The 12,125-nt window shown below is 63.2% G+C and carries 10 protein-coding genes; 1 reads left to right on the top strand and 9 read right to left on the bottom strand.

Features of this window, described 5'->3' with window-relative positions; translation table 11 throughout:
- Window positions 1-67 precede the first annotated feature (67 nt).
- Window positions 68-1,033 (bottom strand): ATP-dependent DNA ligase, encoded by a 966-nt coding sequence (locus tag VQ071_RS15760; protein ID WP_340515042.1) that lies wholly within the window; start codon window positions 1,031-1,033, stop codon window positions 68-70.
- A 126-nt stretch (window positions 1,034-1,159) separates the two neighbouring features.
- Here VQ071_RS15760 and ligD point away from each other — a divergent pair, with 126 nt between their 5' ends.
- A complete protein-coding gene (gene ligD / locus VQ071_RS15755) occupies window positions 1,160-2,056 on the top strand; it encodes a non-homologous end-joining DNA ligase (RefSeq protein ID WP_340515041.1) in 897 nt (298 codons plus the stop codon).
- 39 nt (window positions 2,057-2,095) lie between these two features.
- Here ligD and VQ071_RS15750 read toward each other — a convergent pair whose 3' ends face one another.
- The 8 genes from VQ071_RS15750 to VQ071_RS15715 form a co-directional block, all read right to left on the bottom strand.
- Window positions 2,096-2,710: an SGNH/GDSL hydrolase family protein gene (locus VQ071_RS15750; RefSeq protein WP_340515039.1), complete on the bottom strand. Its 615-nt coding sequence runs from the start codon at window positions 2,708-2,710 to the stop codon at window positions 2,096-2,098.
- 12 nt (window positions 2,711-2,722) lie between these two features.
- The gene (locus VQ071_RS15745) at window positions 2,723-4,084 is read right to left on the bottom strand and encodes an FAD-dependent oxidoreductase (protein ID WP_340515037.1); all 1,362 of its coding nucleotides are present in this window, start codon (window positions 4,082-4,084) and stop codon (window positions 2,723-2,725) included.
- Between the two features lie 17 nt (window positions 4,085-4,101).
- The gene (locus VQ071_RS15740) at window positions 4,102-5,109 is read right to left on the bottom strand and encodes a glycoside hydrolase family 130 protein (protein ID WP_340515036.1); all 1,008 of its coding nucleotides are present in this window, start codon (window positions 5,107-5,109) and stop codon (window positions 4,102-4,104) included.
- A gap of 51 nt (window positions 5,110-5,160) precedes the next feature.
- Complete coding sequence (locus VQ071_RS15735; RefSeq protein ID WP_340515035.1) at window positions 5,161-6,069, bottom strand: carbohydrate ABC transporter permease; 909 nt, start codon at window positions 6,067-6,069, stop codon at window positions 5,161-5,163.
- A 12-nt stretch (window positions 6,070-6,081) separates the two neighbouring features.
- Window positions 6,082-6,981, bottom strand: coding sequence for a carbohydrate ABC transporter permease (locus VQ071_RS15730; protein WP_340515034.1), 900 nt, complete (start codon window positions 6,979-6,981; stop codon window positions 6,082-6,084).
- 70 nt (window positions 6,982-7,051) lie between these two features.
- Window positions 7,052-8,467, bottom strand: coding sequence for an ABC transporter substrate-binding protein (locus VQ071_RS15725; protein ID WP_340515033.1), 1,416 nt, complete (start codon window positions 8,465-8,467; stop codon window positions 7,052-7,054).
- Window positions 8,468-8,571: 104 nt separating this feature from the next.
- Window positions 8,572-10,206, bottom strand: coding sequence for a response regulator (locus tag VQ071_RS15720; protein WP_340515032.1), 1,635 nt, complete (start codon window positions 10,204-10,206; stop codon window positions 8,572-8,574).
- A complete protein-coding gene (locus VQ071_RS15715; protein ID WP_340515030.1) occupies window positions 10,193-11,959 on the bottom strand; it encodes a cache domain-containing sensor histidine kinase in 1,767 nt (588 codons plus the stop codon). The genes VQ071_RS15720 and VQ071_RS15715 overlap by 14 nt, the downstream gene beginning before the upstream one ends.
- Window positions 11,960-12,125 lie beyond the last annotated feature (166 nt).

The following is a 12,125-nucleotide window of genomic DNA, read 5'->3' as shown; positions in this document are numbered from 1 at the left end:
GTAGCGATCCCCTCCCTGCTATTGTTCTATGAGGGAAGCGGAGCAAAAGTGCGGGGCATCGCCCGTATTATTCCGGCTGCGCAAAGGAGCAATCGGCCGCTCCTGCGTCCAGGAACCCCTGGAGCACCGGATGGCGCAGCGTGCCGCCCGTCGTCCACTCCAAATAGTTCACCTTCACGGCTACGCGGTCCGGCGCGATCCACACCGCCTCCCGCTCCCGCTCGGTCCTGTTGGCGAACGGCTTGCGGGCGATGCGCAGCTCGGGCAGCCGCGCGGTCAGCGACCGGTAGTCCTCGTGCGTCAGCTTGCCCGCGCCGGCGTGGCCGATATAACAGAAGCAGCCCGCTTCGTCGTAGAGACCGAGCAGCAGCGCATTGACGATGCCGCCCTGCAGCGTGACGCCGCCGACGCCCGCCGCGAGGTCGCGATCGATCTTGTGCTTCATCCATCGGCCGTCCTTGCCGCCGATCAGGTAGCGGCTGTCCAGGTCCTTGGTGACGATCCCCTCCATCCGGTGCGACTTCATCACCGCCAGCAGCGCGGCCGGATCGTCGTGATCGGCGACTAATTGCACCTGCGGATGCGCCTTCAGCAGACTGCGCAACACCGCCTGCCGCTCGCGAAGCGGCTTGTCCGTCAACCATTCGCCCTCGCAATAGAGAACGTCGAACACCATATAAGTGACCGGCACACCGGCGACGCCGCGCGAGATCGTGTCGCTCTTGCGGGCGCGGTCCCGCCGCATGATCTCGTGAAAGGAAGGCCGCTCCCTGTTCATCGCGATCAGCTCGCCGTCGAGAATGGCGGAGCGGGCGGCGATATAATCGGAAGCGCGCGCGAACTCCGGATATTGCAGCGTCTTGTCGTTCAGCCTGCGGTTGACGAGACGGGTCGCGGCGCCGTCCCAGTAGGTCAGCATGCGCACGCCGTCCCACTTGATCTGCGCCGTCCAGCCGCTCCGGACCGTCAGCTGCGCGGAGGATACGGGCTCGAACGGAACGATCGGTTGCATCGGGTTGTTGCGGTCGGACATGGATGGTCGTTCGCTCCTCGGTCGATCGGTTCAAGCCGGCGCCGTATGGCATCGCGATGCAGCGGCCACACTAACACCATTCATCGCCCCGGCTGTCGGGGCCGAGCAGAGCGGAGGAATGCTGCCATGACCCCGGCTATGATGTCTCCGGTCGCGCTGCGCCTGGGCGAACGGGAACTAACGATCTCTCACCCGGACAAGCTGCTATGGCCCGACTTGGGCATCGACAAACTCCAGTATGTCCGAACTTTGGCGGATTTAGCGCCTTACATGCTGCCCCACACCGAAGGCCGTTATCTGACGACGATCCGTTTTCCGGAGGGGTATGCGGGCAAGTCCTTTTATCAAAAAAACGCGCCCGCTCCCGTGCCCGAGTTCGTACGGACCGAGACGGAAGGCGGCATCCGGTACGTCGTGCTCGATTCGCTGCCGACGCTGCTGTGGATGGGGAGCTTGTATGCGCTCGAATTCCATGTCTCCTGCGAACGGATCGGGCAGCCGCTGCCCGACCGCTGGATACTCGACATCGATCCGAGTCTCGAGGTCGAGCCGAGAATTATGGAGGCCGCGGACAAGGTCGGGGACCTGCTGCATTCGCTCGGTCTGGAGGCCGTCCCCAAGACCTCTGGCGCGACGGGCATCCAGGTCGTCATGCGCATCGAGCCCGGGCCCAGCTACGACGATCTGCGCCGGTTCGGCAAGTTCATATCCGAGTATTTGACGGCAAAAGATCCGCAGCTCTTCACCGTAGAACGGCTGAAGAAGAACCGCGGATCGCTCATCTACCTCGACTATCTGCAATATTATCCGGGACGCACGCTGGCCGCGGCTTATACGCCGCGGGCCCGCCCGGGCGCGCCAGTGTCGACGCCCCTTGGCTGGGACGAAGTGCGCGCGAACCCGCGCCCGTCCGACTTCAATCTGCTCAACATCGCCGCCCGGCTGCGGCAGCGCGGCGATCTGATCGGACAGATGCGGCCGCAGCGGCTCGCGGACGTGCTGAGCGGGATCGGGCGGACTTGACTTAAGAGCGACCGCCCGAACCGTCTCATCGGGGCAGGCTCAGATTCGCGCCAGATACGGGATCGCCAGCGCGGCGATCCGCTCGTGACCGCGCGCATTCGGGTGGAGTCCGTCGTCGGTGAAGTGCGGCAGCGTCAGACTGTTCAGCCCGCTCTCCGCATACAGATCGAGCACGGGCAGCGCGTATTCGCGCGCCAGCGCGCGCACCGCCTCGGCATAATCGCCGAGCCGATGCCCCTGCGCATTCGGACGAACGACGTCGTAGCCGTCCTTGGCCCGCTGCAGCGGGGTCCACAGGCCGAGTCGGCATCCCGGATTCGCCGTCAGCACGGCTTCGATCGCCGAGCGGTATGCGCCGACGAACGTCAGCGGATCGCGGCTGTCCGGACCGCCGAGCGGCTTGTCCAGCCGATAGTCGTTGGTGCCGGCGAATATCGTCACGCAGTCGAGCCCGGGATCGATGCCCAGCGCCATCCGGTACGTAGCGCCTTCGTCCGTCGGTCCGCCGGCCGTCATGGGGCAGCCGCTCCTGCCGTAGTTCAGCACCTCCGCCCACTCGAGCGCAGCTGCAACGATCGGCTGATAGCCGTTCGCCGCCGTGATGCTGTCGCCGAGCGTGCCCCATCTTTTATTGCGCCACTTCATCGTCTCCATCCTCGCCCTCCGTTAATGACCGCCCGCGGGAGCCGGTTCGCCCAGCCATGCGCCCTGCGCCAGCAGTACGCGCTGCAGCTCCGCAATCTCGACGTCTCTGGCGCCGACGCCGTCCCGCAGCGCCAATGCGGCGGCCGTGCCCGACGCCTGCCCCATCGCCAAGCAGTTCGGCATCACCCGCAGCGAGCCCTGAACCGCCCGGTCTGAAGACGCGGCCCGGCCCGGCACCCACAGATTGTCGATGTTAAGCGGCAGCAGCGACCGGTAGGGCACGCCGTGCGACTCTCCCGGCTTCAGATGGGTGAAGGTCATGTTCGCTTTGCTGTGCGCCATATGAATATCAATATAATACGCGTTGCGCGCAATGTCATCATAGAAGGTTCGCGCCTCCATGAAGTCGTCCGCCGTCAGCACGTAGTCGCCCTGAATCCGGCGGGTCTCCCGGATGCCGACCTGCTCCCCGCTCGCCACCAGATGCGCCTGCTCGAAGCCGGGCACATAGTTCTGGAAAAATTGCAGCTGGCGCTGCGCCAGCCTGCGCCCCTCGATCGCGCCTCGCGTCAGGTCCTCCGCCTTCGTCCCGTCGATGCCGAACACATGGCCGAAGTTGACGCCCACGAGATAGTCGTTCACCCAAGCGAGGCCGGAGACCGACTTGCGTCCTTCGGGCAGCGCGCCGTCGGCGATCGCCCGCTCGACGGTCTTGTGCAGCTGCCCCGTATCTCCCGTCCGCTCCAGAAATTCGCGGAAGCGCCCGCGGTCCACGTTCGCCAGCAGATAACACATCGAGCCAGGCTGAAGCTCGCCCGCCTCTCCGCCCTTCTGGAACGGCGCGCCCGCCAGCGCGGCGATGTCCGCGTCGCCCGTCGCGTCGATGATATAGCGGCACCGCACGACCGAGCGGCCGCTCTTGTTGACGACGACGATGCCCTCGATGCTGCGTCCGTCGGCGGACTTCAGCACGTCGTAGACGAACGAGTGATACAGCGGCTCCGCGCCGCTCTCCAGCAGCGCGTCGTCGTACACGCGCTTGAGCGTCTCGGGGTCGATCGGCACCCAATCGAGCGTGTCGGCGTATTCCCGGCGATAGTCCGCATTGCACGCTTCCTTCATCCGCTCCATCAGCGCCAGGCCGATGCCGCGGATGATCGGCTTCTGCTTGTCCGTGAACGGGCAGAAGGCCGGCACCAGCGATACCGTGCCCATGCCGCCCAGGTAGCCGCGCTGCTCGATCAGCAGCGTGCGGGCGCCGTTGTTCGCGGCAGCGATCGCCGCGCCGACGCCCGACGCCCCGCCGCCCACGACGACGACATCGACCTCGCGGGATACGGGGATCTCCTGTGCGGGTACACTTACATGCTCCTCATTGCTCACTAGCGTTCACGCTCCTCTCATTCGCCTTCCAGACAGAGCCGGATCAGATCGTCGACGTCGGCCGTCGCCAGACATTCCACCGTGTCGGCCGCGCCGTAATAAATCTTGACCTCGCCGCTGTCCTCGAGGACCATGCCGCCGGGGAAGATGACATCGTTGCGGAAGCCGCCGTCCGTCTCGTAGGCCGCCTCCGGCGCCAGCAGCGGCCGGCTGGACATGCCCAGTATTCTGCTCGGGTCCTCCAGATCCAGCAGCATGATGCCTGCGGTATACCGCTTCTTCCAAGATGGCTCCCAGCCGTTCTTGCCGCGGCTGTCGTCAATGTCGACCGCGTGGAAGGTCGTCAGCCAGCCGCGCTCGGTGCGGACCGGCGGCGCGCCGGGACCGACCTTGTCGTTGGCGAACGGCACATGCTCCACGCCGAGCAGCAGCTTGGACCCGCCCCAGTAGCGCAGGTCGGGCGAATCGCTCATCCACATGTCGAAGCGGTCGGCGCCGCCCCGGCTGTACACGGGGAAGGGCCGCTCGAGCCGGACGTACCGGCCGCCGATCCGCTCCGGGAACAGCACCATATTGCGGTTGTCCGGCACGGACAGGCTGAGCACGTCGAACTTGGCGAAGTCATCCGTGACGGCGATGCCGCCGCGCAAGCCGTGCCGCGTGTCCACCGCGAAGCACATATGGCAGCGTCCGTCGATGACGGTCAAGCGCGGATCGTACACACGGACGACCTCCTCGTCATGCCAGCTCCAGCAAGGAGACGGCTGAACCTCCCAGCGAATGCCATCGTCGCTGAACGCCAGTCCCAAATTCGTCGTGCTGTGCGGCTCGATCGTGCCGAGCTCGGCGTTGCCGTAGTCGTTGCGGAATACCATCACGTACTTGCCATTATATTTGGCGACGCCGGCGTTGAACACCATGGCCGGGCCGTAGGGGACGTCGCCCGGGGTCAGGATCGGATTCGCCGGGTGGCGGGAGACCAATGGGCTGGACTTCAGGTCGCCGATCGCGGTCGTTGCGTTCATCAGTAGGTACCCTCCAATTTTTGCGATGATGTTAGAATGGCGCACTCGGCCTCAGCCCTTGACCGATCCGGCCGTCACTTGCATAAAGGACTTGTTGGCCAATATATACACGGCCAGCATCGGCAGGATGGACAGGCAGGCGCCCGCCATCATGAGATTGATCTGCATCGCCGCCGAGGAGCCGTACCGGAGATTGGCGAGCCCTACCGTCAGCGTCTGCAGCTTGGGATCGGTCATCGTGAACACGAGCGGCAGTATATATTCGTTCCAGGCGTGGCGGAAGGCGAACAGGCCCGATACGCCGAGTCCCGGCGCGAGCAGCGGCAGGATAATCCGGTAAAAGGAACGGATGAAGCTGGAGCCGTCGATCATCGCCGCCTCGTCGAGCTCGCGCGGGATGGACTTGAAGAAGCCCAGCAGAATGAAAAACGTGCTCGCATGCGCGCTGATCAAAATGAGGATGACGCCCCACAGCGACGTGTTCAGGCCGAGCGCGACCATCAGGTCGAACTGGGGACGCAGCACGATCGCTCCCATCGAGATGAACATCGTCGAAGCCTGCAGCCCGACGTACACGGACTTGCCAGGGAAGCTCCTCCTGTCCACGACGTAGGCGGCGGCGGCAGCCACGAGCAGCGTGCCGACCGTAGCGGCGACGCTCATGAACAGGCTGTTCCAGGTGTAGCGGGCGAAGTTGCTCTGCTCCCAGGCCTGGGCGTAATTGCCGAACTCCCAGCTTTTCGGCACGATGCTGCCGCCGCCCATCAGCTCCGCATTGGACATCATGGAGCCCGTCACCGTCATCAGGATCGGGAACAAGGTGAGCAGGCCGACGACCAGCAGAAAAATCCATAGGACGGCGCGTCCCAGCACCGCCGCAAGCCGCGCGGCTCCCGGGGATGAGGTCCGCGCTCTGCGGACTTCCGCCGGCTGCCCGAGGATTCCCGTTTGTTGTCTCATCGCTGTATCCTCCTAAAAAACCTTGTTCATTTTGCGGCTCAGCCAATAATAGATCATCGTGATCGCGCCCACGATGAGCGCCGTCGCGAAGCCGACCGCGCTGCCGTAGCCGAACTGCTGGTCGGCCGGCGTGCCGGAGGTCGCAAACGGGAACAGCAGCTTGTACAAATACAGGTACATGACCTCGGTCTTGCCGATCGGGCCGCCCTCCGTCATGACCATGATGCTCTCGTAGCCTTTGAGCGAAGCGATGATCGCCAGCATGATGATGATCTGCATGACCGGGCCGAGCATCGGGATCGTAATGCGCCAGAAGCGCTGCACCGGCCCCGCGCCGTCGATCGAGGCGCTCTCGTACAGGTCCTGCGGGATGCTCTGCAGGCCCGCGATGAACAGCAGCATGTAGTTGCCGACCGCGCCCCAAGCCGCGGCGATGACGACCGTCATCATCGCATGATCGGGTCCGAGCCACGCGAACGGGCTGTCGATAATATGCATGCGGACGAGCAACTGGTTGACCATGCCGTTGTAGGAGTTGAAGATCAGATAGAAGACGACGGAGATGACGGCCGTACTGATGACGGTCGGCATGAAAAATACCGCGCGCATGAAGTGGCGTCCGCGCAGCTTGCCGTTCAGGATGACGGCCAGGATGAGCGATAGCGGCACGGTGATGAGCAGCTTGCCGCCGGCGAATACGAACGTATTGCGCACGGACGCCCAGAACTCCGCATCCCGCAGCAATCTGCGGAAGTTGTCGAGGCCGACGAACAGCTCCTCCCCGTAGCCGGGGTAGTCATAGAACATATACCGGAGCACCCATATCAGCGGATAGATGCCCAGGGCCAGCGTGAGCACGACGCTCGGGAACAGCAGCAGGGAATTTTCCCGCAGTCGGGTCCAGCGTGTCATCTCTTGATCCACTCCCTTCGGAAATGCGAAGGGCCTTCGCCAGTAATTCACGAAAGCCCCCGCTCCCTTTCTATGAATTCGTCTTCAGCTTGGCCGGATCGAAGGACGGATCGGCTTCCGCTTTGACTTCGCCCTTCTCCTTCGCTTTGGCCAGGGCGTCGTTATAGCGCGCATTCAGATCCGCAGTCACCTTGGCCAGGTCTCCGCCGGACAGCATGTACTTGAAGAACGCGTCGCCGTAGTTGGCGCCTTCCGGCGTCACGGTAGGAGATACCGGCCAGATCGAGTCGTTGTCGCCGACCAGGAAGCCTTCCATGCCGGGCACATCCGGATTTTTGGCTTTTTCCGCGATGCTGGGAACAACCGAGATGCCGAAGCCTTGCTCGTGATAAGCGGTCAGCACTTCGTCACGGTACATGTAGGCCATGAACTGCCACGCCGCATCCTTGTTTTTCGACTTGTCGCTGATGCCGAGCCATGTGCCCGCCGATACGATCTCCGAGGTGCCGTCGCGCTTGCCGTCGATCGTCGGCGCGAGCGCCCCGCCCCAGTGGATGTCCGTCGGGAACTGGTCCTTGTAGACGCCGGGCTCGGTGGAGAACGAGAGGTACATCCCGATCTTGCCTGCGGCGAACTGGGCGCGCATCGGATCGATGTCGAGCGTCTCGGCGCCCGGCAGGATGCTGCCGTCGTCCCACATTTGCTTGAAGTATTCGATGACCTGGCTGTACGGGGCGAAGTCGAACTGCGCCGTCTTGAAGTCGTAGCCGAGTCCCTGATGTCCGCTCAGCGACAGAATCTCGCGGACCGAGCGTTCGAAGGCGCTCTTCGGATTTTTGAAGTTCAGCGCAAAGCCGTAAGCGCCTTCGCTGTTGCCGGCCGCGGTGATCTTCTTGGCGTCGTCCACCATCTCCTGCAGCGTTTCCGGCGGCTTCTCGATACCGGCTTTGTCGAACAGGTCCTTGTTGTAAACGAGGCGCAGCGTCTGGCCGGAATTCGGCAGGCTGTACAGCTTGCCGTCGAACTTGTTCACGCCTTCGAGCAGCAGCGAGGAGAACTTGGTCTTCATCTCGTCGGTCACGTATTCGTCGATCGGCGCCAGATAGCCTTTCTTCACGAACGTGCCCGTATTGGCGCTCTTCAGACGCAGCATATCGGGCGCCTTGTTGCTCGAGAACGCGATGTCCACGCTCTGGTTGAAGTTCTCCGAGAGGACGGTCAGCTCCACCTGGATGTTGTCCGTGTTCTCGGCATTGAACTTGTCGATGAGCGACTTGATGTACTCCTGATCGTGACGGTCGTCCGTCCAGTACGAGATGACCTTCTTCTCTCCCGACGGCGCCTGGGACGCAGGCGCGGATGCCGTACCGGACGCAGGCGAAGACGGGCTCGTACTGCCCTCTCCGTTATTCGAGGAATTGCCGCATGCCGCCGTGCCGACCGCCAGCACAGCCGTCAACGCCAGACCTATACCTCTTTTCCACATGTACAAACGACCCCTTTAAACAGTTGATTTGTTGTTCATGTCCTTATTATATAGGCCCGTTTGCAAGGGGAAGGACGGCCACACCACTCTCCAGGGCGACTATTTTATTGTCTTTCCTGCCTCTTGGAGTCGCCCAGGTAGCTGTCCCGGAATTCCGAGGGCGTCATGCCCGTCACCTTTTTGAACGTCTCGCTGAAGTACCGCCGCTCCTCGTAGCCGACCTCGGCCGCCACGTCCTGAACCGGCTTGCCGCTCAGGATCAGCGATTTGGCTTTGGCGATTTTCTCGTTCGTCACATACTGGGTGAAGGTCATCCCGGTCACGCGCTTGAACAGGCTGGAGTAATAGCTGACGCTCAGGTGCACATGCGCGGCGCATTCCCCGACCGTGACGTTGCGGTCCAGCAGCGTCTTCATATGCTCGATCGATCTGTACACGATTGCCTGTCCCTCGGACAGCGTATGACCGCGCACGAGCTCGGCGCCGCCCGCGCACAGCCGGAGCAGCTGCTGCTGCAGGTCCGCCAGCGTGGCGCCGGGCGCCGTACGGTGCGCCTTGTACCGGTCCACGAGCGGCTGGAGCTCCGCCTGGGGGACGAGCTCGTAGAGCGTGCGGATCGCGGCCGCCGCCAATTCCTCGTACAGGCTGCGCAGGTAGTCCGGATTGGGCTGGGGCTTCATCGCGAGCAGCGTCTGCGCGAGCTCGTCCAGCAGCGCGGACACCCGGTCGCCGCTGCCGGCGCGCAGCAGGAGCAGCAGCTCGTCCTGGCGCCCGAGCGCCAGCGGCTCCTGCAGATCCGCCTTCGGCAAGCTGCGGTAGCCGATCGCCCCGTTGCCTCCGGTGAACAGATGATACGCCAGCGCCGATTCGGCCTGCCGGTAGGAATCGGGCAGCTCGTGCACCGCCTCCACCCGTCCGCCCGTGCCGACGGAGACGGTGAACTTGGTGTAGCTCGCGATATTCTGGCAGCACCGCTCCGCAATCTCGTCGGCCGGGAACAGCTGCGGATCGTTCAGCACGGCCGCGAAGCGGTCGTCGCCTGCCCGGAATACGACGGTCCGGGCATGCTTGCCGATCGTCTCCTCCGCGATGTTCTGCAGCGAGAAGCGGATAAGCTCCACCTCGCGCACGGACATGCCGGCCACCCGCTCCGGGAAGCCGTCGATCTTCAGCAACATGACGGTGAAGCCGCGGGGAGCCAGCTCGATGCCGAGAAACGACCAGCGCTCCGCCGCATTCTCCCAGGGCGTGCGATGGCTGACGAGCAGAGAGAAGTATTCCTGACGGAGCAGCGGCATGCTCGCGCGCACTTTGCGCTCCATCTCCTTTTGCCCGAGATATCGCGTCCGGTCTTCCTCGACCTGCTGCCTGGCCCGGAGCACGGCGTCCACAATCTCCTCTTCGGTGAAGGGCTTGACGACAAAGTCGAACGCCCCGAGCTGGACGGCCTGCTTGGCATAGTCGAAATCCGCATAGCCGGTAATCAAAATCACCTTGCACGACTGACCCCGCTCCAGCAGCGCCTTGAACATCGTGAGCCCGTCCATGCGGGGCATTCGAATGTCCGTGACGACGATGTCGGGCTTGATGCGGTCCGCGAGCGCGAGTCCGTCCTCGCCGTTGGACGCGACGCCCGCCAGCTCGATGCCGTGCGCAGCCCAGTCGATAGCGGTCAGACCGGCGACCACGCTCTTGATATCGTCGATAATGACAAGGCTTGCCAGATTAGCTGCGTTCATCTTCGGATCGGCCTCCATTCAGCGGAAATGTTAACGTAACGGCGGTGCCCCGGCCCGGCTCGCTCTCGACCGCAAGCGCGGCCTCGTCGCCGTAGACGAGCTTCAGGCGGCTGATCAGATTGCCGATCGCATAGCCGCCCTCCGCTTCGGGAAGAGCGGACGCCCGGAAGTCCGGCGCCTCGATCCCGCGCCCGTTGTCCTGCACCCGCAAGGTCCATCGTCCGTTCGCCGCGTCCAGGTCCGCCTCGATCCGGATCGAGCCGCCGGATTCCATATTTTCGAAGCCGTGCAGAATGCTGTTCTCGACGAGCGGCTGCAGCATGATCCGCGGCACCGGCTGCTCCATGAGCGAGGGGTCCCCGACCGCGATGTCGTATTCGAACAGATGCTCATAGCTGTAATGCTGAAGCTCCAGATATTGGCGTACGTGCTGGAGCTCCTTGTCCAGCGTCGTCATCTCCTGCCCTTTGTTCAGCCCCAGCTGGAACAGGCGGGACAGCGATACGACCATATGCTGCGAAGGCTCCACCTCGCCGACCTTCAATTTCCAATAGATCGTATTCAACGTGTTGTAAAGGAAATGCGGATCCATCTGCGCGGACAGCGACTTGATCTCCGCCGCGCGCTTGCTCGCCTCCGCGGACTTGACCTCGTCGATCAGCACGACGATCTGCTCCAGCATCCGGTTGAACCGGAAGCCCACCTGCGCCAGATCGTCCTCCCGTCCGCTCTCGAAGCGGGCGGTCAGATCGTTGCCTTCGACCCGCTTCATGACGAGCTGCAGGCTTCTGAGCGGCCGCAGCAGGTAACGCGTGAACCAGCCGGACAACAAAAACGTCACGACGAAGCTGACGCCCGTAATAAACAAAATCGTCCACTTGATCACACTCAGATCCTTGAGCACATGATCCTTGGACTGGATCGCCACGACCGTCCAGTCGTTGAGACTCATCTGCGCATAATTGAGCAAATAGTCTTCCCGGTCGAGCCTGATCGTCGTATAGCCTGCGCCGGGCTCGTCGCGAACAATGCGCGCCGCCTGTCCGCCGCCGGCCGTCTGCACGATCAGCGGGTCCCGCTCGGCGTAGACGAGCGTCCCGTCCGCGTTCAGCAGAAACGTCTTGGAATTGCCGTTCGGGGACGGCGACACGATCTTGCGCAGACCGTCCTCGCGGATGTTGACGACCACATACACGTCCCGCACCGGATACTCCGCAATCGGCTGCAAGATGAGCGACACGACGCGCTGCCCGCCCTTGAACAGCGGGTCCTCGTGGCCTTCGATCCAGATATTGCGCTTCGCCGCCGCCACCCGCCGATAGAGCGCCGTGTCCGTGAACGCGACGGACCGATTGAGATTCATCGGCAGCGGATAGAAGTCTCCGATCGGCGTCGAGATGAAGATGGACTGGATCAGCGGCTCCGCGATGCGCGCCTGGGAGAATACATTGTCCATATTGGTCAGATGGGTGAAGTAGGCGGCGGTATTGCCCCCCTGCGCGTCGCGCAGCATGCTCTGGAACGAATCGCTGATCATGAAGGTCATCATGACGAGCATCAGATTGTTCAGCTTCTCGTCGACGACCTGCGCCGACTTCACGACCGTATCCTGCGTCAGCGTCAGCGCCTTGTCCTCGAGAATGTTGGCTGTCGTCGTATACGAGAACAGGCCGGTGATCAATATCGACAGGATGGAGATGACCATGAAGGCCGACTTGAGCTTGTTGCGAAAGGATAGCTTGCTGATGTCCATCGGGATCTCGCCTCGCGTTCGGGGTCCACAGAATATCACGATTATGTCACTGCCGCGGCGGCCGCACAACTTCGGCGCGAGACAGCATCCTTTATTGTAACCAGGGAGCAAGGCGGGGAGGGAGCGGTGGGTATGCGGCATAGGGGGACAATTCGACGATCGGCTG

Origin of the sequence: Cohnella sp. 56 (genome assembly GCF_037963805.1) — a bacterium.
Taxonomy (GTDB): Bacteria; Bacillota; Bacilli; order Paenibacillales; family Paenibacillaceae; genus Cohnella.
The sequence above is the reverse complement of the archived record's forward strand: the minus strand, read 5'-3'. Positions and strand labels throughout refer to the sequence as shown.